The 24,459-nt window shown below is 74.6% G+C and carries 18 protein-coding genes and 1 pseudogene; 4 read left to right on the top strand and 15 right to left on the bottom strand.

Features of this window, described 5'->3' with window-relative positions:
• Positions 1-8: 8 nt before the first annotated feature.
• The 10 genes from ACFWEG_RS08370 to hrcA form a co-directional block, all read right to left on the bottom strand.
• Complete coding sequence (locus ACFWEG_RS08370; protein ID WP_387210646.1) at positions 9-914, bottom strand: ribonuclease Z; 906 nt, start codon at positions 912-914, stop codon at positions 9-11.
• Positions 915-926: 12 nt separating this feature from the next.
• Complete coding sequence (locus tag ACFWEG_RS08365; RefSeq protein WP_387210642.1) at positions 927-1,313, bottom strand: histidine triad nucleotide-binding protein; 387 nt, start codon at positions 1,311-1,313, stop codon at positions 927-929.
• Between the two features lie 51 nt (positions 1,314-1,364).
• Positions 1,365-3,719: an ATP-binding protein gene (locus tag ACFWEG_RS08360; protein ID WP_387210639.1), complete on the bottom strand. Its 2,355-nt coding sequence runs from the start codon at positions 3,717-3,719 to the stop codon at positions 1,365-1,367.
• A gap of 140 nt (positions 3,720-3,859) precedes the next feature.
• Positions 3,860-7,132: a S41 family peptidase gene (locus tag ACFWEG_RS08355; protein ID WP_387210636.1), complete on the bottom strand. Its 3,273-nt coding sequence runs from the start codon at positions 7,130-7,132 to the stop codon at positions 3,860-3,862.
• Positions 7,133-7,206: 74 nt separating this feature from the next.
• The gene (locus ACFWEG_RS08350) at positions 7,207-8,145 is read right to left on the bottom strand and encodes a hypothetical protein (protein ID WP_387210633.1); all 939 of its coding nucleotides are present in this window, start codon (positions 8,143-8,145) and stop codon (positions 7,207-7,209) included.
• A gap of 279 nt (positions 8,146-8,424) precedes the next feature.
• Entirely contained in the window at positions 8,425-8,934 is a 510-nt protein-coding gene (locus ACFWEG_RS08345) for a hypothetical protein (RefSeq protein WP_387210630.1), read from the bottom strand.
• A 66-nt stretch (positions 8,935-9,000) separates the two neighbouring features.
• Positions 9,001-9,759 (bottom strand): 16S rRNA (uracil(1498)-N(3))-methyltransferase, encoded by a 759-nt coding sequence (locus ACFWEG_RS08340; protein WP_387210627.1) that lies wholly within the window; start codon positions 9,757-9,759, stop codon positions 9,001-9,003.
• Positions 9,756-10,835 carry a nitronate monooxygenase gene (locus ACFWEG_RS08335; protein ID WP_387210624.1) on the bottom strand — a complete coding sequence of 360 codons (1,080 nt, stop codon included), beginning with the start codon at positions 10,833-10,835 and terminating at the stop codon, positions 9,756-9,758. Before ACFWEG_RS08335 ends, ACFWEG_RS08340 begins: the two co-directional genes overlap by 4 nt.
• A 255-nt stretch (positions 10,836-11,090) precedes the next feature.
• Positions 11,091-12,224 (bottom strand): molecular chaperone DnaJ, encoded by a 1,134-nt coding sequence (gene dnaJ, locus ACFWEG_RS08330; protein ID WP_387210621.1) that lies wholly within the window; start codon positions 12,222-12,224, stop codon positions 11,091-11,093.
• Positions 12,225-13,241 carry a heat-inducible transcriptional repressor HrcA gene (gene hrcA, locus ACFWEG_RS08325; protein ID WP_387210618.1) on the bottom strand — a complete coding sequence of 339 codons (1,017 nt, stop codon included), beginning with the start codon at positions 13,239-13,241 and terminating at the stop codon, positions 12,225-12,227. It lies immediately after the preceding gene.
• Positions 13,242-13,379: 138 nt separating this feature from the next.
• On the opposite strand from hrcA, the gene ACFWEG_RS08320 reads away from it, so the two are divergent.
• Positions 13,380-14,132 (top strand): MBL fold metallo-hydrolase, encoded by a 753-nt coding sequence (locus ACFWEG_RS08320; RefSeq protein ID WP_387210615.1) that lies wholly within the window; start codon positions 13,380-13,382, stop codon positions 14,130-14,132.
• Between the two features lie 24 nt (positions 14,133-14,156).
• Positions 14,157-14,969: a DUF3097 domain-containing protein gene (locus ACFWEG_RS08315; RefSeq protein ID WP_387210612.1), complete on the top strand. Its 813-nt coding sequence runs from the start codon at positions 14,157-14,159 to the stop codon at positions 14,967-14,969.
• Positions 14,970-15,052: 83 nt separating this feature from the next.
• On the opposite strand, the gene hemW is transcribed toward ACFWEG_RS08315, so the two are convergent.
• The 4 genes from hemW to lepA form a co-directional block, all read right to left on the bottom strand.
• On the bottom strand, positions 15,053-16,285 hold the full coding sequence (gene hemW, locus ACFWEG_RS08310) for a radical SAM family heme chaperone HemW (RefSeq protein WP_387210609.1): 1,233 nt from the start codon (positions 16,283-16,285) through the stop codon (positions 15,053-15,055).
• A gap of 34 nt (positions 16,286-16,319) precedes the next feature.
• Positions 16,320-18,311: a SpoIIE family protein phosphatase gene (locus ACFWEG_RS08305; protein WP_387210606.1), complete on the bottom strand. Its 1,992-nt coding sequence runs from the start codon at positions 18,309-18,311 to the stop codon at positions 16,320-16,322.
• 46 nt (positions 18,312-18,357) lie between these two features.
• Complete coding sequence (locus ACFWEG_RS08300; protein WP_387210603.1) at positions 18,358-20,247, bottom strand: AMP-dependent synthetase/ligase; 1,890 nt, start codon at positions 20,245-20,247, stop codon at positions 18,358-18,360.
• A 238-nt stretch (positions 20,248-20,485) separates the two neighbouring features.
• Complete coding sequence (gene lepA, locus ACFWEG_RS08295; protein ID WP_387210600.1) at positions 20,486-22,348, bottom strand: translation elongation factor 4; 1,863 nt, start codon at positions 22,346-22,348, stop codon at positions 20,486-20,488.
• Between the two features lie 212 nt (positions 22,349-22,560).
• Here lepA and rpsT point away from each other — a divergent pair, with 212 nt between their 5' ends.
• The gene (gene rpsT / locus ACFWEG_RS08290) at positions 22,561-22,827 is read left to right on the top strand and encodes a 30S ribosomal protein S20 (RefSeq protein WP_387210597.1); all 267 of its coding nucleotides are present in this window, start codon (positions 22,561-22,563) and stop codon (positions 22,825-22,827) included.
• 274 nt (positions 22,828-23,101) lie between these two features.
• Here the strand turns inward: rpsT and holA are convergent.
• Positions 23,102-24,031, bottom strand: a pseudogene (gene holA / locus ACFWEG_RS08285) (DNA polymerase III subunit delta); the annotation flags it as partial.
• 128 nt (positions 24,032-24,159) lie between these two features.
• On the opposite strand from holA, the gene ACFWEG_RS08280 reads away from it, so the two are divergent.
• A complete protein-coding gene (locus ACFWEG_RS08280) occupies positions 24,160-24,405 on the top strand; it encodes a hypothetical protein (protein ID WP_387210710.1) in 246 nt (81 codons plus the stop codon).
• The last annotated feature ends 54 nt before the right edge of the window (positions 24,406-24,459 follow it).

The raw sequence follows: 24,459 nt of genomic DNA, 5'->3' as shown, positions 1-24,459 counted from the left end.
CGGGCCGGTCAGCTCCGCTTCGGCAGCGGGATCACGTCCAGGTCCCGGGCCACGCTCAGCTCGCCGTCGAACCCCGCGTCGCGCGCCTGCCGTTCGAACGCGGTCGGGTCGGTGTAGCGCTGCGAGAAGTGGGTGAGGACGAGGTGACGGACGCCCGCCCGGGCCGCGACCCGGGCGGCCTGGCCGGCGGTCAGGTGCCCGTGGTCGGCGGCGAGCCGCTCGTCCTCGTCGAGGAAGGTCGACTCGATGACGAGCATGTCGCAGCCCTCGGCGAGCGCGTCCACGCCGTCGCACAGCCGGGTGTCCATGACGAACGCGAACCGCTGCCCGCGCCGGACCTCGCTGACGTCCTCCAGGCGCACCCCGCCGACGACGCCGTCCCGCTGGAGGCGGCCGACGGCGGGCCCGCGGATCCCGCGCTCGGCGAGGAGCGCGGGCAGCATCCGCCGGCCGTCCGGCTCGACCAGCCGGTAGCCGAAGGACTCCACCGGGTGCGAGAGCCGGCGCGCCTCCAGGGTGTACGAGGGCGTCTCGGCGAGGACCCCGTCGGCGGCGACCGGGCCCTCGGTGAGGCGGACGGTCTCGCGGTAGGCGGTGGCGTACCGCAGCCGCTCGAAGAAGTGCTGCCCGCTCGCCGGGTAGTGGGCGGTGACCTCGTGCGGCACCTGGTCGAGGTTGATCCGCTGGATCACGCCGGCGAGGCCGAGCGAGTGGTCGCCGTGGAAGTGGGTGACGCAGATCCGGTGCAGGTCGTGGGCGGCGACCCCGGCGTGCACCATCTGCCGCTGGGTGCCCTCGCCGGGGTCGAACAGGATGCCCTGGCCGTCCCAGCGCAGCAGGTAGCCGTTGTGGTTGCGGCGGCGCGTGGGGACCTGGCTGGCGGTGCCGAGGGCGACGAACTCGCGTGCGGACACGGGGGCGGGCCGCTAGCCGGGGGGCCACTGGAGGCCGCGGCCCCCGAGCACGTGCACGTGGGCGTGGAAGACGGTCTGGCCCGCGCCCGCCCCGGTGTTGAACACCAGCCGGTAGCTCTCCAGCTCCTCCTGCGCGGCGACCTCGCCCGCGGCGGCGAGCACGTCGGCGGCGGCCTGCGGCGCGGCTGCGGCCAGCGAGGCGGCGTCGGGGTGGTGCAGCTTGGGGATCACCAGGACGTGGGTGGGGGCCTGCGGGTTGATGTCCCGGAAGGCGAGGGTCGTCTCCGTCTCCCGGACGACGGTCGCCGGGATCTGCCCCGCGACGATCCTGCAGAACAGGCAGTCGGCGTCGGGCGCTCCCGATCCGTCCGCGGTCGTGGCCTGCGGTTCCGTGGACATCCGTCCGCACCTCCCAGTACGAGCTACCGGTGCCGCCGAGGCACCGGGGCCTCATGGTAGGCCGTTGGGCGCCGGGAGGTCCGCCCGGACCAGCGCGGCGATCTCGCCCCGCGATCCGAAGCCGAGCTTGGCGAGGATGTGCTCGACGTGCGCGTCGACCGTCCGCTTGGAGATGACGAGCCGTTCGGCGATGGCCCGGTTGGACAGCCCCTCCTTGACCAGATCGGCCACCTCCCGCTCCCGCCGGGTCAGCGCGGCGAGCGACGGGCCGTCCGCCGCGGGCCCGCCGAGCACCGCGGACTCGCCCAGGGCGAACCGGACGGCCCGGTCCCGGCCGAGGGCCTCGCCGCGCTCCCAGCGCCGCGCGAACTCCTGCGCGCCCAGGGCGTCCCTGGTCTGGGTCTGCATCGCCTCGCGGACGACGAGCAGGATCGGGTCGTTGCACAGCAGCGCGCAGTTGCCGCGGAGCACGGCGGAGGCCGCGCCCATGACGACGGCGGCGTCGGTGTGGGCGTCCTCGGTGGCGTCGAGCCAGGAGAGGAGTTCCAGCGCGGTGCCGGTGCCGAAGGAGTCGCCGATCTCGTGGCAGTCGGCGAGCACCTCGCGCGCCACCCGGCGGCACTCGGCGAGCTCGCCCTGCCCGAAGCGGGTGAAGCCGATCGCGACCTTCGCCACCGCCCGGAAGTACTGCTCCCCCGGCGGGAGTTCCTCGAGCGAGCGGTGGGCGTGGCGCAGGGCGAGGTCGTACGCGCCGACCCGCGCCCAGTGCAGGGCGGCGGAGTAGTGGGCGATGCCGGTGCCGACCGGCTCGTCCCGGAGCGCCTCCATGCGGGCGACGGCCTGGCCGTTGACGTGGGCGAACTCGTCGCCCGCGCCGAGGAGGGTCAGGCACATGCCCTCGATGAGCAGGGCGTAGGCCTCGCCGGGCCGGTCGCCGATGCGGGCGGCGCGCTCGGCGCAGTCGGCGAGGACGGCGGGCAGGTGCTCGAACTCGCCCTGGACGACCTGGAAGTGGGCGGACTGCCAGCAGGCCCTGATCCGGTCGGGGGTGTCGGTGTCGCCGGAGGGGGTGAGGGCGACGGCCCGCTCGTGCCAGCGGCGGGCCTCGTAGAGCCGGCCGCGGCCGAGCCAGAGCGGGTTGAGGCAGACGGCGAGGCGGAGCCCGGCCGCCTCCTCGCCGGGGGTGGCGAGGCTGTACTCCAGGGCGCCGCGGAAGTTGTCGAGCTCCTGGTCGAGGCGGTGCACCCAGGCGACCTGGTCGGGTCCGCACCACAGCCGGTCGCCCTCCTCGGCAAGGGCGAGGTAGTGGTCGCGGTGGCGGGCGGCGAAGTGCGCGGCGCGGCCGGTCGCGGCGAGCCGCTCGGCCCCGTACTCGCGCAGGGTGTCGAGCATCCGGTAGCGCTCGCCGTCCCCGGCGTCGTGGCGCAGCACGACGGACTTGTCGACCAGGCCGATGAGCCGCTCGACGACGCCGTCGGGTCCGAGGCCGTCCTCGGCGTCCGGTCCGTCGTCCGCGCAGACCCGTTCGGCCGCGGCGAGGTCGAAGCCGCCGCGGAAGACGGAGAGCCGGGCCCACAGGGCCTGCTCGGCCGGGGTGCACAGCTCGTGGCTCCAGTCGATGGCGGTGCGCAGCGTCTGGTGGCGGGGGTGGGGGGTGCGGGTGCCGCCGAGCACCCGGAAGCGGTCGTCGAGGCGGCGGAGCACCTCTTCGAGGGAGAGGGCGCGCAGCCGGACGGCGGCGAGTTCGAGGGCGAGCGGGATGCCGTCGAGGCGGCGGCAGAGGGCGGCGACGTGGGCCCGGTTCTCCCGGGTGAGGGCGAAGCCGGGGCGGGCGGCCGCGGCGCGCTCCAGGAAGAGCCGCACGGCGGTGCTGCCCTCCAGACCGCGGACGGCGTCCCGGGCGGGGACCTCCAACGGGTCGATGACGTAGGCGTGTTCGGCGGGCACGTCGAGGGCCTGACGGCTCGTCAGGAGGAGCCGGACCTCCGGGCAGCTGGTCAGCAGGACCTCGGCGAGCATCGCGCAGGCGTCGACGAGGTGCTCACAGGTGTCGAGGACGAGCAGGGACTGCTCCTCGCGCAGCAGTTCGACGACCATGTCGAGCGGGCTGTCGCCGGTGCCCTCGGGCAGCCCGAAGGCCGCGCCCACGCTGTGGGCGAGCAGCTCGCCGTCCTGGACGCCGGCCAGCTCCACCATGCGGACCCCGTCGCGGAAGCCGGGGGCGAGCCGGGCGGCCGCGCGGACCGCGATCCGCGTCTTGCCGACCCCGCCGGGGCCGAGCAGGGTGACCATCCGGGCGGTCCGGAAGAGGGCGCGTACGGCGGCGATCTCGGCGTCCCGCCCGACGAAGCTGGTCGTCTCGCAGGGCAGCTCGCCGCGCTTGCGGCGCCAGGCGGCCTGGGTCATCGTCGTCCCCCTCGGATCCGGCACGTCCCGGGCCCGCGGAGGGGGCCCCGGACGGCTCGCGCCGCAGTCGCCGCGCGGGGCGGCGACTCCTCATCCTAGGGACGGCGCCGCCTCCGTACCGTGCTTCGAGGAAGCCCGGTTCACCGCGGCCCGGAACCGGAACCCGTCGACGGGAGGCCCGGCGGGGTCTTCGCCGGGGACTGCGCGAGCGCGGCGAGCGCGATCCGGACGGCCTCGTCGAGTTGCGGGTCGCGGCCGGCGGCGTGGTCGCCGGGGGTGTGGACGACCTCGACGTCCGGTTCGACGCCGTGGTTCTCCACCCCGAAGCCCGGGCCCTCCAGCCAGAAGGCGTACTTCGGCGTGGTGATCCGGGTGCCGTCGACGAGCCCGTAGCGGTTGTCGATGCCGATGACGCCGCCCCAGGTGCGCACCCCGACCACCGGGCCGATGCCGCGGGCGCGGATCGCCGCGTTGACGATGTCGCCGTCGGAGCCGGAGAACTCGTTCGCGACGACGACCACGGGGCCCCGCGGGGCGTCCTCGGGGTAGGAGTACGGGCGCTGGTCGCGCGGCAGGGACCACCCGACGATCTGCCGGGCGAGCTTCTCCACCACCAGCTGGGAGGTGTGGCCGCCGCGGTTCTCGCGGACGTCGACGACCAGCCCTTCGCGGGCCATCTCGATCCGCAGGTCGCGGTGGAGCTGCGCCCAGCCGGGGGCCATCATGTCGGGCACGTGCAGGTAGCCGAGCCGGCCGTCGGAGGCGTCGCGGACGTGGGCCCGGCGGCCGGCCACCCAGTCGTGGTAGCGCAGCGGCTCCTCGTCGGCGAGCGGCACCACGACGACGTGCCGCACCTCGCCGCCGCCCGCGGGCCGTACGGTCAGCTCCACGGGCTTGCCCGCGGCCCCGACGAGCAGCGGTCCGGGGCCGGTCACGGGGTCGACCGGCCGCCCGTCGACGGCGAGCAGCTCGTCCCCGGCGCGGACGGCGACGCCCGGCGCGGTGAGCGGGGAGCGGCCGTGCGGGTCGGACGTCTCGGCGGGCAGCACCCGGGCGACCGTCCAGCGGCCGTCGCCGGTGCGGGTGAGGTCGGCGCCGAGCAGCCCCTGCCGGCGGGCGGCCCGGCGGTCGCCGCCGGAGGGGGTGACGTAGGCGTGCGAGGTGCCGAGCTCGCCCTGGACCTCCCAGAGCAGGTCGACGAGGTCGTCGTGGGTGGCGACGCCGTCGAGCAGAGGGCGGTAGCGGTCGAGGACGCCCTGCCAGTCGAGGCCGCCCAGGTCGGCGCGCCAGAACTGGTCGCGGGCGATCCGGCCCGTCTCCTCGTACATCTGCCGCCACTCCGCGGCCGGTTCGATGTGCCGGCGGACGCGGCCGAGGTCGACGGTGACGTGGGAGTCGGTGGCGTCGTCGCCCGCGGAGACGCGGCGGTCGGAGGGGACGAGCCGCAGCTTGCCCTCGCCGCGGACCAGGACCCGCTTGCCGTCGCCGGTGACGGTGAACCAGTCGGCGTCGGAGCGGAGTTCCTCCACCGAGCGCTGGGTGAGGTCGTAGCGCTCCAGGGTGGTGGCGGGCCACTCGGCGTCCGGGGAGGCGAGCGAGGCGCCGAGGGTGCCGGTGACCGGGTGGCGCAGCCAGAGCAGCCCGTCGCGGGCGGCGCGCAGCGAGGTGTAGTGGGCCGCCTCGACGGGGAACGGGACGATGCGGCTCTCCAGTCCGTCGAGGTCGATGCGGGTGACGGGGGTGCTGATCCGGTCCTCGCCCTCCTGGTGGGGGTGCGCGGCGCCGTCGGGCCGGTCCGGCTTGTCGGCGCCGGACTCGGCGGGCCGGCCGTGGCGCTGCGGGCCGAACGGCGAGGGGGTGGTGGCGAGCAGGGGGATCAGGTGGGGCCGGCCGCCGCCGAGGAAGGACAGGTCGAAGACGTGGGCGTCGTAGACCGGGTCGAAGGAGCGCTCGGAGAGGAACGCGAGGTGCTTGCCGTCGAGGGTGAAGGCGGGTGAGAAGTCGCGGAAGCGCAAGGGGGTGGCCTCGGTGACCGCCAGGTCGGCGAGGTGGGCCAGCTTGAGCTGGCGCAGGGGCCCGGGGCCGGGGTGCGACCAGGCGAGCCAGCCGGAGTCGGGCGAGAAGACGAGGCCGCCCGGCTCGCCGTCCTCGCTGCGGTCGAGTTCGCGGACCTCGCCGCTCTCCCGCTCGACGAGCAGCACCCGGCCGTCGTGGGAGGCGACGGCGAGCCGGCCGCCGTCGGGGGCGACGGCCAGGCCCGTCACCCGGCCGAGCAGCCCGCCGGCGATCCGGCGGGCGCTCTCGCCGAGCGGGCGGCCGGCGGCGGGCGCGAACTCCAGCGCGTCCGCGCCCTCGGCGTCGGTCACCCACACGACCTGCTCCTCGCCGTCGGCGCGGAAGGTGTGCGGCAGCCGGGCCCGTACGCCGGGCTCGGCGGCGAGCGTGCGGGCGGGGCCCTCGCGGTGGGTCACCCAGTGGACGCCGCCGCGGACCAGGACGGCGCTGCCGCGCCCGGTGTGGTCGGGGGCGGCGGCGCGCAGCCAGGACTCCGCGCGGACCGGGTAGGGCTGGAGGTCGGTGCGCTGGCCGCCGAGGCGGATGTCGAGCTCGCGGGGCGCGGTGCCGGGGCCGAGGTCGTCGAGCAGCAGGATCCGGCCGGCGCTCGCGTAGACGACGCGGACGCCGTCGGTGGCGGCGTGGCGGGCGTAGAAGGCGTCGGGGCCGACGGGGGTGTGGCGGCGCAGGTCCGTGCCGTCGGGGAGCGAGGAGTACAGGGCGCCGGTGCCCTCGTGGTCGGAGAGGAACGCGATCCGCTCGCCCACCCACAGCGGGTGTTCGATGTTGCCGTCGAGGTCGGCGTGGAGCCGGGTGAAGTCGTCGCCCGCGCCGATCCACAGCTTGCCGGCGGTGCCGCCGCGGTAGCGCTTCCAGGCGGCGGCCTCGCGGCCCATCGCCGCGGAGAGCAGCAGCACCCGCCCGTCGGGGCCCTGCGCGAGCGAGCCGACCGGGCCGTAGGGCAGGACGCGGGAAGGGCCTCCGTCGAGCGGGATCGCATGGGCCCAACTGCGGCGCAGGGACGGCTGGTTGACGGTGCTGATCGCGAGGACCTCGCCCTCGGGCGTCCAGCCGCGGACGGAGGTGCGGTCGCTGCCCCAGTACGTCAGCCGGCGCGAGGGACCGCCCGCGAGGGGGGCGGTGTGCACCTCGGGGGCGCCGTCGCGGGTGGAGGTCCAGGCGACGTGGACGCCGTCGGGGGATATCCGCGGGTGGTCGACGGGGGTGTTGTCGGCGCTGATCCGCCAGGCCCGCCCCCGGCCGTCGAGGGGGGCGGCCCAGACGTCGTCCTCGGCGGCGAGGACCACCAGATCGCCGTGCAGGTGCGGGAATCGGAGGTAAGCGGGGTGCGTCGTCACCTGGTCAGCCTAGGGTCTCGCGAGGGCGCGGGGCAGTGATCGCGCCGGACCCGTCGCGCCGCCCCCGGCGCGGTTCAGCTGTCCAGGTCGAGGCCGCGGACGCCGCCGAGCCCGGCGAGCCTCATCTGCCCGTACTCGCGGTGGGCGACCGGCAGCCGGAAGGTGCCGTCGGGCAGGGCGATGACCACCGACCCCTCGACCAGGGAGGCGAGTTCGCCGCCGCTGGTGAACACCATCCGCACTTGGTCGTGGGTGAAGGGGCCGGTGAACGCCGACAGTCGCGCCCACAGCAGCCGTTCGCGCCGTGCGCAGAGCTCGTAGGACCACTCCACCGACCGCAGCAGGGTGCGGTGCCGGGCGGGTTCGCGGGGGCCGTCGGTGAGGACGGCGAAGCGGCCGCCGGACGAGCTGAGGCTGCCGTAGAGCCGCTGCGGGGGCATGACGAGGAGGGAGCGGGCCGCCATCTGCGTCGACAGCGGGTCGCCGTCGAGCTGTTCGGCCAGCAGGCGGGCCCAGTACTCGGGCACGTCGACGCCCTGGAGCGCGGCCTTGTCCCGCAGCAGCTCGACGGTCCCCTCCGGGGGCAGGAGGCGCAGGGTCTCGAGCTGCTCACCCGGCACCCCCAGCGCGCGTCGCGAGGTGGCCACCGTCCGCAGCTGCGGGCAGGCCTCGTGCAGCCGGCCGGCCAGGTAGGCGCAGCCGGTGAGCACGTGCTCGCAGGTGTCGAGCAGGAGCAGCCCGCGCCGGCCGCGCAGCACGGCGAGCAGGCTGTCCAGCGGGTCGGAGCCGGGCTGCAGCGCGACGCCGAGCGCGGCCGCGACCGTCTGCGGGACGAGGGCGGCGTCCCGGCAGGTCGACAGGTCCGCCCGGTGCACCGGCCACTCGACGGCCTCGGCCAGCCGGGCCGCCAGGTGGCTCTTGCCCACGCCGCCGGGCCCGGTCACGGTCAGCAGCCGGTGCCGGACGAGCTTCTCGACGAGGGGCGCGAGATCGGGTTCGTACGCAGCGGTCATGCGGCCACCATGACGGCGGCACTCGCGCGGGCGCGCCGGGAACGACCGGAGATCGGTGTACCTAAGTGCGGGTCCGCGCATACCTACGACGGGCGGGACGGGCGCGGGAGACGGGGGTGCGGGCGGCCGCGCGCCCGGGAACCTCCGGGGCGCGTGCCCGGGGCGGGTCACGAGGCCCCGGTGCGGAGCGACCTCGCGCGAGCGGGGCCCGGGACACAGGTCCGGGGCCGGACGGCGGGGGCGCGGCCCGCCTGCGTCCTCCGCCCGCGTGCCCCGCCGCTACTTGCCCCGGAAGGACTCCGTGACCGTGACGGTGACGGTCACCGTCGGCCGGCCGCGGTCGCCGGGCGGGGGCGTCACCGTACGGGTCCGGGTGGGGGTCGCGGCCGAGCAGTCGCCCAGGACGGAGGACCGGAAGACCTGCTCGCCGTCCACCTTCGCGGTCAGGCTGCCGCGCACGCACGCCCCGGCGCGCTCCTCGGTGACCTTGCCGGTGAGGGTGATCGGCCTGCCGTCGGTGGTCTCGCCCTCGCAGTCGACGGTGGCGACGCTGCGGACGCTGGGGGTGCGGGTCTCGACGACCCGGCCGCCCTCGCCGTAAGTCGAGGTGCAGCTGAGCCACTGCACCTCGATGCCGCGCCGCTCCAGCGCCTCGGTGCCGCGCCGGTCGGTGGTGAGCGCGACGGCGAACGAGTTCAGCGACCCGTCGACCGGTTGGCACGCCGCCGCCCCGAGCACCGCCGCCCCGGCGAGCCCGGCCGCGGCGAGTCCGCGCCTCCATGCGCCCATGACGAGCAGGGTCCCACCGTCACCGCCGCACGGAAAGACCGCAATCGCCGTATGTATGACGAGAGTTCAGCCCCAGCGCCCCGTGCGCCCCATCAGCAGCGCGGTCGCCGCGGTCCCCGCCGTCGAGGTGCGCAGGACGCTCGCGCCGAGCCGGTACGGCTTCGCGCCGGCCTCGGCGAAGACCGCCAACTCCTCCGGGGACACGCCCCCTTCGGGGCCGACGACCAGCACGATCGACCCGGCGGCGGGCAGCGGAACGGAGGCGAGCGCCTGACTGCCGGCCCCCGGGTCCTCGTGCAGCACCCCCGCGAAGTCCGCCGCGGCGAGCAGCGGGGCCAACTGCCGCGTGGTGCGCGCCTCCTCGACGAGCGGGAAGCGGACCCGCCGCGACTGCTTGCCGGCCTCCCGCGCGGTCGCCCGCCACTTGCCGAGCGCCTTCAGTCCCCGGTCGCCGCGCCACTGCGTGATGCACCGGGCGGCCTGCCAGGGCACGATCGCGTCGACGCCCGTCTCCGTCATCGTCTCGACGGCGACCTCGCCCCGGTCGCCCTTGGGCAGCGCCTGCACGACGGTGATCCGCACCTCCGGCTCGGGCTCGACCGCGAGGGCGTCCACCCGCACGGTGAGCCGCTCCCTGCCCTCCGCGGCGAGCACCACGCAGCTCGCGCGCGTGCCCCGGCCGTCGGTCAGCGTCACGTCCTCACCGGGCTCCAGCCGTTTGACGGAGACGGCGTGCCGGCCCTCGGGGCCCTCCAGCACGAACTCCCCGCCGACGGCCACTACGGCCTCGGCGAGGGCCTCGACGACGAACACGGGGGCGGTCATGCGGTCCTCCTGCGGGCCGTCTCGTTCTCGGCCGCCTCGATCTCGGCGGCCAGCAGGTCCACCAGCTGGGCGGCGGGCAGTTCGCGGGCCATCCGGTGGCCCTGGCCGGCCCACAGGGCCATGCCCTGCGCGTCGCCCATCTTCGCCGCGGCCTTGCGCAGCCCGCTGGTCAGGTGGTGCACCTGCGGGTACGCGGCGGGCGCGTAGCGTCCGTGCTCGCGCACGAAGCGGTTGACCAGGCCGCGCGCGGGCCGCCCGGAGAAGGCCCGGGTCAGCTCGGTGCGGACGAACAGCGGGTTGGTCAGGGCCTGCTTGTGCAGCACGTTGGCCCCGGACTCCGGGCAGACCAGGAACGCGGTGCCGAGCTGTGCCGCGTCCGCGCCGGCCGCGAGGACGGCGGCGATCTGCGCGCCGCGCATCAGCCCGCCCGCCGCGATGATCGGCAGCGGCACCGTCTCGCGGACCTGCGCGACGAGCGAAAGCAGCCCGAAACCGGCCCCGCTGCCGTCGAGTTGGGGGTCGTCGCGATGGGTGCCCTGGTGGCCGCCGGCCTCGACGCCCTGCGCGCAGACGGCGTCCGCGCCGGCCCACTGCGCGGCCTGCGCCTCCTCGGCGCTGGTGACGGTGACGATCGTGTAGGTGCCGGCGCGGGCGAACCGGTCGAGGACGTCCCGGGTGGGGCACCCGAAGGTGAAGGAGACGACCGGTACCGGGTCGTCGACGAGTATCGCCGTCTTCGCCTCGAAGCCGTCGTCCGAGGGCCCGTCGGTCTCCCCGAGCGGCGTCTCGTACCAGGCGGCCTCGCCGGAGAGCTGGTGCCGGTAGACCTCGACGGAGGCCGCGTCGGCGGCGCCGGGCTGCGGCAGGAAGAGGTTGACGCCGAACGGCTGGCCGGTCAGCCCGCGGACCTGTTTGATCTCCTCGTACATCCCGTCCGCGGTCTTGTACCCCGCGGCGAGGAAGCCGAGCCCGCCGGCCTCGCTGACGGCGGCGGCGAGCTGCGGCCCCGACGCGCCGCCCGCCATCGGGGCCTGCACGATCGGATACGGGCAGAGATCGGTCAACACGGTCGGCATGACGGCATCGTGCCACGACTCGCCGAACCGTCCGAATCCCCCGGCACACGGGGCCCGTGCGTGACACGGCGAAGCCCGGACTCCCGCCGCGCGGACACGACCCGGCGGCGCCCGAGCCGTCGGCCGCACCGCGCCGCACGCGGCTCGTGCCCCCGCGGGAGAAGCCTGCGCCACGCGGCCGGTGCATCGCGGCCGCCCGCGCACGCGAAGGGGCGGGCCGAGGGCCGTGGCCCCCGACCCGCCCCGCGAAGCCTCTCAGCGGCCGTTGAACGCGTCCTTGAGACGCGAGAACAGCCCCTGCTGGCCCGGCTGGAACTGCCCCGTGGGGCGCTCCTCGCCGCGCAGCGCGGCGAGTTCGCGCAGCAGCCGCTCCTGCTCGGGGTCGAGCTTGGCGGGGGTGAGCACCTCGACGTGCACGATGAGGTCCCCGCGCCCGCCGCCGCGCAGGTGGGTGATGCCGCGCTGGTGCAGCGGGATCGACTGCCCCGACTGCGTGCCGGGCCGGATGTCGACCTCCTCGACGCCGTCGAGGGTCTGCAGCGGCACCTTGGTGCCGAGGGCCGCCGCGGTCATCGGCAGCGTGACCGTGCAGTGCAGGTCGTCGCCGCGCCGCTGGAACACCTCGTGCGGGGTCTCGTGGATCTCGACGTAGAGGTCGCCGGCGGGTCCGCCGCCGGGGCCCACCTCGCCCTCGCCGGCCAGCTGGATGCGGGTGCCGTTGTCGACGCCCGCGGGGATCTTGACCGTCAGGGTCCGCCGCGAGCGCACCCGGCCGTCGCCCGCGCACTCCGGGCAGGGGGTCGGCACGACCGTGCCGAAGCCCTGGCACTGCGGGCAGGGCCGCGAGGTCATGACCTGGCCCAGGAAGGACCGGGTGACCTGCGAGACCTCACCGCGGCCGCGGCACATGTCGCACGTCTGCGGGGACGTGCCGGGGGCAGCGCCCTCGCCGCTGCACGTGGTGCAGACGACGGCGGTGTCGACCTGGATGTCCTTCGTGGTCCCGAAGGCCGACTCGTCCAGGGTGACGTCGAGGCGGATCATGGCGTCCTGGCCCCGGCGGGTCCGCGAGCGCGGTCCGCGCTGCTGGGCCTGGCCGAAGAACGCGTCCATGATGTCGGAGAAGTTGCCGAAGCCGCCGGCCCCGAACCCGCCCGCGCCGCCGCCCTGCTGGGACAGCGGGTCGCCGCCGAGGTCGTAGACCTGCTTCTTCTGCGGGTCCGACAACACCTCGTACGCGGCGTTGATCTCCTTGAACCGGTCCTGCGTCTTCGGGTCCGGGTTCACGTCCGGGTGAAGCTCGCGGGCCAGCCTGCGGAAGGCCTTCTTGATCTCGTCCTGCGAGGCGTCGCGGCGCACGCCGAGTACGGCGTAGTAGTCCGTGGCCACTTACGACTCCGCCAGGATCTGTCCGACGTAACGTGCCACTGCGCGTACCGCTCCCATCGTTCCCGGGTAATCCATGCGTGTCGGTCCGACGACGCCGAGTTTCGCGACGGCCTCGTCGCCCGAACCGTAGCCGACCGCGACGACCGAGGTGGAGGTGAGTCCCTCGTGGGCGTTCTCGTGCCCGATGCGTACGGTCATGCCCGAATCCTTCGCCTCCCCGAGCAGCTTGAGGAGCACGACCTGCTCCTCCAGCGCTTCGAGGACGGGACGGATGGTGAGCGGGAAGTCGTGGCCGAAGCGGGTGAGATTGGCGGTGCCGCCGATCATCAGCCGCTCCTCGGTCTCCTCGACCAGGGTTTCGAGCAGCGTCGCGAGGACGGCCTGGACCGTGCCCCGGTCCTCCGTCTCGAACGACTCCGGCAGGTCCTGCACCAGCGGCGGCACGTCGGCGAACCGGCGCCCCACCACCCGGGCGTTGAGCCGGGCCCGCAGGTCCGCGAGCGCGTTCTCCCCGAACGGGGCGGGGCAGTCGACCATCCGCTGCTCGACCCGCCCGGTGTCGGTGATCAGCACGAGCATCAGCCGCGCCGGGGCCAGCCCGAGCAGCTCCACGTGCCGGACCGTCGACCGGGTCAGCGAGGGGTACTGCACGACGGCCACCTGCCGGGTCAGCTGCGCGAGCAGCCGCACCGTACGGCCGACCACGTCGTCGAGGTCGAGCGAGCCGTCCAGGAAGTTCTGGATGGCCCGCCGCTCGGGCGTGGACAGCGGCTTGACGCCGGCCAGCTTGTCGACGAAGAGCCGGTAGCCCTTGTCGGTGGGGATCCGCCCCGCACTGGTGTGCGGCTGGGCGATGTACCCCTCCTCCTCCAGGGCCGCCATGTCGTTGCGCACCGTGGCCGGCGAGACGCCGAGCCGGTGCCGCTCGGTCAGCGCCTTGGAGCCGACGGGCTCCTCGGTGCCGACGTAGTCCTGGACGATGGCGCGCAGCACTTCGAGCCTGCGTTCGTTGAGCATCCGCGCACCTCCAGCTGTGCTTCCCGTCGATCCGTCCCTGGCACTCACTCACTCCGAGTGCCAGCAATCTTCCGGCTCAGTGTACGGCCGGGCGGGGCGGCCGGAGCAACCCGCGTGGGCGTGACTACCCTCGCAGCCATGGCATCCGCACCGGACCACCACGACGGGGAGATCCTCGCCCCCGGCACCGCCCGCCGCCGGCTGCCCGGCTGGGACTGCACCGCCGGGCTCGTCGCCGGTCCGGACGCCGCGCTCCTGATCGACGCCGGCGCCACGCTCCGGCAGGGCGCGGAGCTGCGCGCCTGGGCCGGCGGTCTGCTCGCCCGCTGGTCGGCGGACGGCTTCCCCGTCCCCGACCGGGTGACACATCTCGCACTCACCCATCCCCACTTCGACCACGTCCTCGGCGCGCCCGCGTTCGCCGGCGTCACCGTCCTCGCCGCGGTCGGCTACGACACCCTGCCCGCGGACGAGGTCGTCTCCGACGCGGTGCGGCACGGTGTCGAGGCGGCCGCCGCGGCCGAGGCCGGGGACCTGTTCGTGCGGCCCGACCACCTGGTCTCCGGGGAGCGGACCGTCGAGCTCGGCGGGGGCCGGCAGGCGGTGCTCGCCAACGTCGGCCCCGGCCACACCGCGCACGACCTGGCGGTCCTGGTCCCCGGCGGGCCCGACGCCCCGGACGTCGTCTTCTGCGGCGACCTCGTCGAGGAGTCCGGGACGCCCCAGGCCGGCCCCGACGCGCTGCCCGCGCGCTGGCCGGCCGCGCTCGACCGGCTCCTCGCCCTCGGCGGCGGGGCCGCGCGCTACGTCCCCGGGCACGGCGCGGTCGTCGACGCCGGCTTCGTCCGCGCCCAGCGCGCCGCGCTCGCGCAGCGGTTCGGCGTGTCCTGACGTCCGGCGGACACAATGATCCGCATGACGCCGCGACACTACGACCCCGACCTCACCCCCGCCTGGAAGAAGCAGGCGCCCGCGCCCGAGGTCCCCGCCGAGCGGGACCTCGTCGTCGAGGAGGTCGCGACCGGCTTCTGCGGGGCGGTGATCGGCTGCGAGGCCGGCACGGTCACCCTGGAGGACCGCTTCGGCAAGCACCGGGTCTTCCCGCTCGACCCGCGCGGCTTCCTCATCGACGGCCGCACCGTCACCCTCGTCCGCCCCGCGGCCGGCCCCGCGCGGCCCACCCGCACCGCGTCCGGCTCCCTCGCCGTCCCCGGCGCCCGCGCGCGGGTCGCCCGGGCGGGGCGGATCTACGTCGAGGGCCGCCACGACGCGGAACTCGTCGAGCGGGTCTGGGGCGACGACCTGCGCGTCGAGGGCGTCGTCGTCGAGTACCTCGAGGGCGTCGACGACCTGCCCTCCGTCGTCGCCTCCTTCTCCCCCGGCCCCGACGCGCGTCTCGGCGTCCTCGTCGACCACCTCGTCACCGGCTCCAAGGAGTCCCGCCTCGCCGCACAGGTCACCCACCCCGACGTCCTCGTCCTCGGCCACCCCTACATCGACGTCTGGCAGGCCGTGAAGCCCTCCTCCCTCGGCATCCCCGCCTGGCCCGTCGTCCCCCGCGGCCAGGACTGGAAGACCGGCGTCTGCGCGGCGCTCGGCTGGCCCGCCGACACGGGCGCGGCCTGGCAGCACATCCTCTCCCGCGTCCACTCCTACAAGGACCTGGAACCCGAACTCCTCGGCCGCGTCGAGGAACTGATCGACTTCGTCACGGCCCCGGCCGAGTAGGTCCCCGCCGCGGCTTCGGCGCGAGCCGCCGAAGGATCTCGGCCCGGCCGGCGTTCGAGGCCGCGCGGGCGCGGCCCCGGAACCTAGTCCACCAGGTCGCGGACGACCGCGTCGGCGAGGAGGCGGCCCCGCAGCGTCAGGACCGCCCGCCCCGCGGCGAAGGGGGCAGGGTCCAGGAGCCCGTCCGTCAGAGCCCGCCGCGCCGCGGCAAGACCTGCCGGCCGCAGCAGGGCCAACTCGCAGCCCTCCCGCAGCCGCAGCTCAAGGAGGACGCGCTCGACCCGCCGGTCCTCCCCGGACAGCACCTCCCGCCCCGCCCCCGGCGACCGCCCCTCCGCCAGCGCCGCGGCGTACGCACCGGGGTGCTTGACGTTCCACCACCGCACGCCACCCACGTGGCTGTGCGCCCCGGGCCCGGCCCCCCACCAGTCCGCCCCCCGCCAGTACAGCTCGTTGTGCAGGCACCGCCCGGCGGCCGAGGTGGCCCAGTTGGACACCTCGTACCAGTCGAAGCCCGCCGCCGCGAGCACCTCGTCGGCGATCAGGTACCGGTCCGCGTGCTCGTCGTCGTCCGTCATGGGGACCTCCCCCCGCCGGATCCGTCGCGCGAGCTGCGTCCCCTCCTCGACGATCAGCGCGTACGCGGAGACGTGGTCGGGCCCCGCCCCGATCGCCGCGTCCAGCGACGCCCGCCAGTCGTCGTCGCTCTCCCCCGGCGTCCCGTAGATGAGGTCGAGGTTGACGTGGTCGAAGCCCGCCGCCCGCGCCTCCCCGACGCACGCCTCGGGCCGGCCGGGGGTGTGCGTCCGGTCGAGCACCTTCAGGACGTGCTGCCGCGCGCTCTGCATCCCGAAGGAGATCCGGTTGAACCCGCCCGCCCGCAGCTCCGCGAGGTACGCCGGGTCGACGGAGTCGGGGTTCGCCTCGGTGGTGACCTCCGCGTCCGGCGCCAGGCCGAACTCCTCCCGCACCGCCCCGAGCATCCGCACCAGGTCCCCCGCGGCGAGCAGCGTGGGCGTTCCCCCGCCGACGAAGACCGTCCGCACCGGCCGGGGGTCGTCGCCGAGCGCCTTCCGCGCGAGCCGGACCTCGTCGACCAGGGTGTCGGCGTAGTTGTCCCGCGAGGCGAGCACGCCTCCGGAGGAGCGCAGCTCGGTGGCCGTGTAGGTGTTGAAGTCGCAGTACCCGCAGCGCGTGGCGCAGTACGGGACGTGCAGGTAGAAGCCGAGCGGCCGGTCGGCCGCCCCGTCGAGGGCGGACGCGGGCAGCGCCCCGTCGTCGGGCACGGGCTCACCATCGGGCAGTACGGAAGGCATGCCCCCATTGTCCGCCACCCGCGCGGGCGCCCTCTCACCCGGCTCCGGGGACCGCCTGCAGCACGAGCAGCGCGAGGTCGTCGTCCGGCGGCGTGGCGTCGAAGCCGTGCACGAGCCGCCGGATCCGCTCGGCGACCAGCGGCGCGTCGAGCCCGGCGCAGCTGCGCAGCGCGAGCGCGAGCCCGTCGCCGTCGTCGAACTGCCGCTGCCCGGAGCGCCGCTCGGTGACTCCGTCGGTGACGCACAGGAGGGTGTCGCCGGGCGCGAGGTCGAACGTCTCGCTGCCGTACCCGGTGTCCTCGACCACGCCGAGCAGCATCTGCGGGGCGGCGACGGGCCGGACGGAGCCGGCCGGGTCGAGCAGCAGCGGCAGCGGGTGCCCGGCGCTGGCGAGCGTGCAGCGCGCCCCGCCGCCCTCGGCGGCCGGCCTCGGCACCAGCTCGCCGTACAGGAGCGACAGGAACCGGGGCTGCGCCCCCTCGGCCGGGAGGTGCGGGTCGGATCCGCCGGCGACGGCGGCCGCCCGCGCGGCGGCCTCGGCGTGCTCCAGGGCGTCGTCCAGGAGCAGCCGGTTGAGCCGGTCGAGGACGTCGGCGACCGGGTAGCCCTCCCGGGCGAGGAGCCGCAGCCAGGGCCGGGCGAGGCCGGTGACGACGGCCGCCTCGGGCCCGTTGCCGCAGACGTCGCCGAGCATGAAGCACCAGCGGCCGTCCCCCGCGGGGAAGACGTCGTAGAAGTCGCCGCCCGCGAGGCCCTCGCCGCGCGGCTCGTAGACCAGCGCGGTGCGGACGCCGGGGATCTCGGCGACGCCCTTGGGCAGCAGCCCGCGCTGGAGGACCCGGCTGATGGTGGCCTGGCGGGTGTAGCGGCGAGCGGCGGCGACCGAGAGCGCGGCCCGCCGGCCGAAGTCGGTGAGCAGGCCGACGACCTCGGCTGGGAAGTGCAGCAGCCCGCTGCGGCCGATCAGCAGCGTGCCGAGGTTCCGCCCGCCCGCGACGAGCGGGAAGGCGAGGGCCGCGCCGCCGAGGTCGGGCCCGTCGGGCAGGCAGGGGTAGGGCAGCGGGACGGCCCCGCCGGCCACGGCCCGGGGCACGCGCGGGGGCTCCTTCTCCAGGAGGGCGTGCAGGTCCTCGATCCGCCCCTCGTTGGAGTGCCAGACCCGCACCAGCCGTACCGCGTCGTCCTCCTCGCCCTTGCGGTGCCGGGCCTCGTCCTCGCGCAGCCACACCGCGCACCAGTCCGCGAGCCGCGGCACGAGCAGCTGGCAGACCAGCGCGGCCACCATCTCCTCGTCGAACTGGCCGGCGAGCAGGTCCGACGCCTCGGCGAGGAACGACAGCGCGCCGCGGCTGCCCCATTCCGGGTCCGGGCCGCGGCCGGAGCGCGTGGGCGAGGGGGCGAGGATCTCCGCCACCCGCAGCCCCCGCTGCAGCGGCACCTCCCCCAGGTACGACCCGGGCTCCGCGTCGGCGGGCAGCCGGGCCCAGATCGTCTTCGTCCGCGGCCGGTAGGTGATCCCCCAGGAGTCCGTCAGCCGTGCCACGATCCGCAGCCCCCGGCCGAACTCCGGCAGCCCGCCGCCCCGCTCGGCGACGCCCTTGCGCACGTCCCGCGCCGGGTGGTGGTCGGTGACCTCCAGGACGAGCCCCGCCCCGTCCTCCCCGGCCGCGCCCTCGAGCCGGCAGGCGACCTCCACCTGCGTCCGCGCGTGCACCACCGCGTTCGTCACCAGCTCGCTCGCCAGCAGCACCGCGTCGTCCGCCAGCCGCTCCGACACGCCCGCCGCCGCCGGCCCGCCCGCCGCCGCCCACCCCGCGAGCGCGGCCCGCACGAAGTTCCGGGCGGCCGCGGGCGCCAGTGAGTTCCCCGGCAGCGCGGTGTGCGCGGATCCGAGGCGTGGCGGGGGGATCGCACCCACGGTTTCGCTCCAGCGTCGACGTCTACGACAACGCCTCAGCGTGACAGAACGAGCCCGGACGCGTGCGGTGAGTGAGGGATCTGGCCCGCCGCGGGTGACCCGTGCCATGACGAGGGGCCCGCAACCCCGTTGCGGGCCCCTCGTCGTGCGACCCCTACGCCTCGCGGGAGCCCTCGTACATCTCGTCGATGAGGTGCTTGTACTCCCGCTCGACCACCGGCCGCTTCAGCTTCAGGCTCGGCGTCAGCTCACCGTGCTCGATGTCGAGATCCCGCGGCAGCAGCCGGAACTTCTTGATCGTCTGCCACCTCTGCAGGCCCTCGTTGAGCTGGTCCACGTACCCCTGGATCAGCTCGACCGTCTGCGGCGCGGCGACGATCTCCGCGTAGGACTTCCCGTCGAGCCCGTTCTCCTTCGCCCACGCCTCGACCGTCGGCCCGTCCAGCGCGATCAGCGCCGCGCAGAAGTTCCGGTCCGCGCCGTGGACGACGATGTTGGAGACGTAGGGGCAGACCGCCTTGAACTGGCCCTCGACCTCGGCCGGCGCGATGTACTTGCCGCCGGACGTCTTGATCAGGTCCTTCTTGCGGTCGGTGATCCGCAGGTAGCCGTCCGCGGACAGCTCGCCGATGTCGCCGGTGTGGAACCAGCCGTCGGGCTCCAGGACCTCGGCGGTCTTCTCCGGCTGACCGTGGTAGCCCTGCATGACGCCGGGCCCGCGCAGCAGGATCTCCCCGTCGTCGGCGATCCGCACCTCGCAGCCGGGCACCGGCTTGCCGACCGTGCCGGTGCGGTACGCCTCGCCCGGGTTGACGAAGGAGGCCGCGCTCGTCTCGGTGAGGCCGTAGCCCTCCAGGATGTGGATGCCGGCGCCGGAGAAGAAGTAGCCGATGTCGGGGGCGAGCGCCGCGGAGCCGGAGACCGCGGCCCGCAGCCGGCCGCCGAACGCGTCGCGCAGCTTGGAGTAGACGAGCTTGTCGGCGAGGCCGTGCTGCGCCCGGAGCTTGAACGGCACGGACGCGGTGCCGGTGCGCTGGAAGTTGTCCTGGCTGACCTTCGCGTACTCGCGGGCGACGCCCGCCGCCCACAGGAAGATCTTGTACTTGGCGCCGCCGCCGGCCCGCGCCTTGGAGGCGACCCCGTTGTAGACCTTCTCGAAGATCCGCGGCACCGCGGCCATGTACGTCGGCTGGACCACCGGCAGGTTCACGATGATCTTGTCGACCCGGCCGTCGACGGCCGTCACGTGCCCGATCTCGACCTGCCCGGAGGTGAGCACCTTGCCGAAGACGTGCGCGAGCGGCAGCCACAGGTACTGGACGTCGTCCTTGGTGAGCAGCCCGGTCGCGGAGATCGCCTTGGCCATGTACGACCAGTTGTCGTGCGGCAGCCGCACGCCCTTGGGGCGGCCGGTGGTGCCGGAGGTGTAGATCAGGGTGGCGAGCTGGTCGGCGGTGATCGCCTCGACGCGCTCCTCGACCGCCTTCGGGCTGTGCTCCAGGTACGCGGCGCCGCGCGCCTCCAGGTCGGCGAGGCTGAGGACGAAGCCCTCGGGGTCCGCGGCGTCCGCCTCGACGCCGGCCGCGTCGATGACCACGACGTGCTTGAGGTCCGGCAGCTCCGCGCGCTTCTCGCGGGCCTTCGCGAGCTGCCCGGCGTCCTCCGCGATCAGCACCACGCTGCCGGAGTCGGAGAGGATGTAGCCCGATTCGTCGGCGTTGGTGCTCGGGTAGATCGTGGTGGTGGCCGCACCGGCGCACATCACGCCGATGTCGGCGAGGATCCACTCGACCCGGGTGTTGGACGCGAGCGCGACGCGCTGCTCGGGCAGCACGCCGAGGTCGATCAGCCCGGCGGCGACGGCGAAGACCCGCTTCGCGGCCTCGCCCCAGCTCAGCGACTTCCAGTCGTCGGGGCCCTCGCCGGACGCGGCGGGCACGGGATAGCGGTAGGCCTCGGCGTCCGGGGTGGCGGCCACCCGCTTCAGGAACAGGTTCGCCACGGACGGCGGACGGTTTTCGATCTGGTTCTGTGCGTCGCTCACGACATCCTCCGGGCCCGCGACTCTGCGTGCGACTGACGGTTCGTCCACGCTTGTTTAACTTGCCAGTAACCATGGAGCAGAGATCAGACTAGAGGCCGAGCGCCGTGGGGGTAAGTGTCGCCGTCCCGCCTCTTCATATCGAACGGGACACGGCGGAGGCCTGCGACGCGTACACGTCACAGGCCTCGTGGGGGCGGTGCGGCGGTCCCCGGCGGGCCGCCGCCCCTTTTACCGCGCTTTACTTCTTCTTGCCGCTGTCATCACTGGAGAGGACCGCGATGAAGGCCTCCTGGGGCACCTCCACGGAGCCGACCATCTTCATCCGCTTCTTGCCCTCCTTCTGCTTCTCGAGCAGCTTGCGCTTGCGGGAGATGTCGCCGCCGTAGCACTTGGCGAGGACGTCCTTGCGGATGGCGCGGATCGTCTCGCGGGCGATGACCCGGGAGCCGATGGCCGCCTGGACGGGGATCTCGAAGGCCTGCCGCGGGATGAGCTCGCGCAGCTTGGCGACCAGCCGCACTCCGTACGCGTAGGCCGCGTCCTTGTGGGTGACCGCGGAGAACGCGTCGACGCGGTCGCCGTGGAGCAGGATGTCGACCTTGACGAGCTGGGCGTCCTGCTCGCCGGTGGGCTCGTAGTCGAGCGAGGCGTAGCCGCGGGTCTTGGACTTCAGCTGGTCGAAGAAGTCGAAGACGATCTCGGCGAGCGGGAGGGTGTAGCGGATCTCGACCCGGTCCTCGGAGAGGTAGTCCATGCCGAGGAGGGTGCCGCGGCGGTTCTGGCAGAGCTCCATGATCGAGCCGATGAACTCGCTGGGGGCGAGGATCGTGGCCCGGACGACCGGCTCGAACACCTTGTCGATCTTGCCCTCGGGGAACTCGCTCGGGTTGGTGACCTGGTGCTCCTTCCCGTCCTCCATGATCACGCGGTAGACCACGTTGGGGGCGGTGGCGATCAGGTCGAGGCCGAACTCGCGCTCCAGGCGCTCGCGGATGACGTCGAGGTGGAGCAGGCCGAGGAAGCCGACGCGGAAGCCGAAGCCGAGCGCGGCGGACGTCTCGGGCTCGTAGACGAGCGCCGCGTCGTTGAGCTGCAGCTTGTCGAGCGCCTCGCGGAGGTCGGGGTAGTCCGAGCCGTCGAGCGGGTAGAGCCCGGAGAACACCATCGGCTTGGGGTCCTTGTACCCGCCGAGGGGCTGCTCCGCGCCCTTCTCCTTGCTGGTGATCGTGTCACCGACCTTGGACTGCCGGACGTCCTTCACGCCGGTGATGATGTAGCCCACCTCGCCGACGCCCAGGCCGTCGGACGGCGTCATCTCGGGGGACGACACGCCGATCTCGAGCAGCTCGTGGGTGGCGCCGGTCGACATCATCCGGATGCGCTCGCGCTTGTTGAGCTGCCCGTCGACGACACGGACGTAGGTGACGACGCCGCGGTAGGAGTCGTAGACCGAGTCGAAGATCATCGCGCGGGCGGGGGCGTCCTTGACGCCGACGGGGGCCGGCACGTCCCGCACGACGCGGTCGAGCAGCGCGTCCACGCCGACGCCGGTCTTCGCGGAGACCCTCAGCACGTCCTCGGGGTCGCAGCCGATGAGGTTGGCCAGCTCCTCGGAGAACTTCTCCGGCTGGGCGGCCGGCAGGTCGATCTTGTTGAGCACCGGGACGATGGTGAGGTTGTTCTCCATCGCCAGGTAGAGGTTGGCGAGCGTCTGCGCCTCGATGCCCTGCGCCGCGTCGACCAGCAGGATCGTGCCCTCGCAGGCGGCCAGGGAGCGGGACACCTCGTAGGTGAAGTCCACGTGCCCGGGGGTGTCGATCATGTTCAGGACGTGGGTGCGCCCCTGGTCGGGTCCCTCCGTCGGCGCCCACGGCAGCCGGACGGCCTGCGACTTGATGGTGATCCCGCGCTCGCGCTCGATGTCCATCCGGTCGAGGTACTGGGCGCGCATCTGCCGCTGGTCGACCACACCGGTCAGCTGGAGCATCCGGTCGGCGAGCGTGGACTTGCCGTGGTCGATGTGCGCGATGATGCAGAAGTTACGGAGCAGGTCCGAGTCGGTACGGCTCGGCTCGGGCACGTTCGTAGGGGTCGCGGGCACGCAGGGTCCTGATTCTTGAGACGCGGGGCGTCTCGTCTCGGTCGGCATCGGGGCTGAACGGCGATACGTCCCCCCATGGTCCCACGGGTGGCGGACCGGGTCCGGTTTGGGCCGGTCGGGGGACGGCTGGTAGTTTGGACAGCTGTGCCCTCCTGCCCTCTCAGCGGTCGGTGCACAGTCGAAAATCAACCGAACCTGTAAAGGCTCTCTTCGTGGCGAACATCAAGTCCCAGATCAAGCGGAACAAGACCAACGAGAAGGCGCGCCTGCGCAACAAGGCCGTCAAGTCGTCGCTCAAGACCGCGATCCGCAAGGCCCGCGAGGCCGTCGCCGCGGGTGACGTCGAGAAGGCCACCGCGGCCACTCGCGCCGCCACCCGTCAGCTCGACAAGGCTGTCTCGAAGGGTGTCATCCACAAGAACCAGGCCGCCAACAAGAAGTCGGCCCTGGCTCGCGCGGCTGCCACCCAGCAGGGCTGAGCCCCTTCTGACGTGCTGAGCCCGGCGGTCCGCCGCCGCGCTCACTGATGTCGAAAGCCGGGCCGGGAACCAGCGGGCCCTCTCTTCCGCTCCCGAACCGGCACCCAGGCACCGCACACGATCTGCGTTCGCCACGCGGGTGCGGTGCCGCACCGCTTGCGACGAGCCCCGGCTCCGACGCCTTCCCCAGGCGTCCGGACCGGGGCTTCGTCGTGCCCGGGGCCGGTCCCGGCGCGGGGGCACGCGGCGGGGCGGGGCCGACCCCGGGTACGGGTCAGGCGCGGGCGCGGGCCGCGCGGGCGATGGCGACGACCGCCTTCTCCAGCGCGTACTCGGGGTCGTCGCCGCCGCCCTTGACGCCGGCGTCCGCCTCGGCGACGGCGGTGAGCGCGGCGGCGACGCCGTCGGCCGTCCAGCCGCGCATCTGCTGGCGCACCCGGTCGATCTTCCAGGGGGGCATGCCGAGGTCGCGGGCAAGGTCGCCGGGGCGGGCCCCGCGCGGCGCGGAGGCGAGCTTGCCGATGGCGCGGACGGCCTGCGCGAGCGCACTGGTGATCAGCACCGGGGCGACACCGGTCGCCAGCGACCAGCGCAGCGCCTCCAGCGCCTCGGCCGCGCGGCCCTCGACGGCCCGGTCGGCGACGGTGAAGCTGGAGGCCTCGGCGCGGCCGGTGTAGTACCGGGCGACGACGGCCTCGTCGATCGTGCCCTCGATGTCGGCGGTCAGCTGGGAGACCGCGCTCGCCAGCTCCCTGAGATCGCTGCCGATGGCGTCGACGAGCGCCTGGGTGGCCTCGGGGGTCGCCGAGCGGCCGCGGGTGCGGAACTCGCCGCGGACGAACGCGACCCGGTCGGCCGGCTTGGTCATCTTCGGGCAGGCGATCTCGCGCGCCCCGGCCTTGCGGGCCGCGTCGAGCAGCGCCTTGCCCTTGGCGCCGCCGGCGTGCAGCAGCACCAGGGTGATCTCCTCGGCGGGGGCGCCGAGGTACGCCTTGACGTCCTTGACCGTGTCGGCGGCGAGGTCCTGCGCGTTCCGCACGACGACGACCTTGCGCTCGGCGAAGAGCGACGGGCTCGTCAGCTCGGCGAGCGTGCCGGGCTGGAGCTGGTCGGGGGCCAGGTCGCGCACGTCGGTGTCGGCGTCGGCGGCGCGGGCGGCGGCCACCACCTCCTGGACGGCGCGGTCCAGGAGCAGCTCCTCCTGGCCGACCGCGAGGGTCAGCGGGGCCAGCGGGTCGTCGGTCTGGTTCTTGCGGGGCGTCATCGCCGACCAGCATCCCACGGGCCACTGACAGGGGAAGGCCACCGCCCGCGGTGACGGAGAATGGCCCGGTGAGCGAGACGAGACACGTACTGGTGCTGCCCGACCGCGACGCCGCCGAGGAGGTCGCCGAGGAGCTGGCGGCCCGCTTCGGCGTCCGCGAGGAACCGCAGCTCGTCCGGGACGCGCTGGCCGGGGAGGACGACGCCGAGGACGCCCAGTGGCTGGTCGTCGTGGAGGACGCCGAGGCCCGTCTCGACCCGACGGCCCTGGACGCGTTCGCCGGCGAGTGGGAGGGCTGGCGGGAGGCCCCGTAGGACCGCGGGTCCCGCGGAACGGCCCGCCCACCAGGGACGCCCGCAGTGCCGGGA

The organism is Streptomyces sp. NPDC060194, assembly GCF_042728285.1.
Lineage (GTDB): Bacteria > Actinomycetota > Actinomycetes > Streptomycetales > Streptomycetaceae > Streptomyces.
This window is presented reverse-complemented; position numbering and strand designations above follow the sequence as displayed.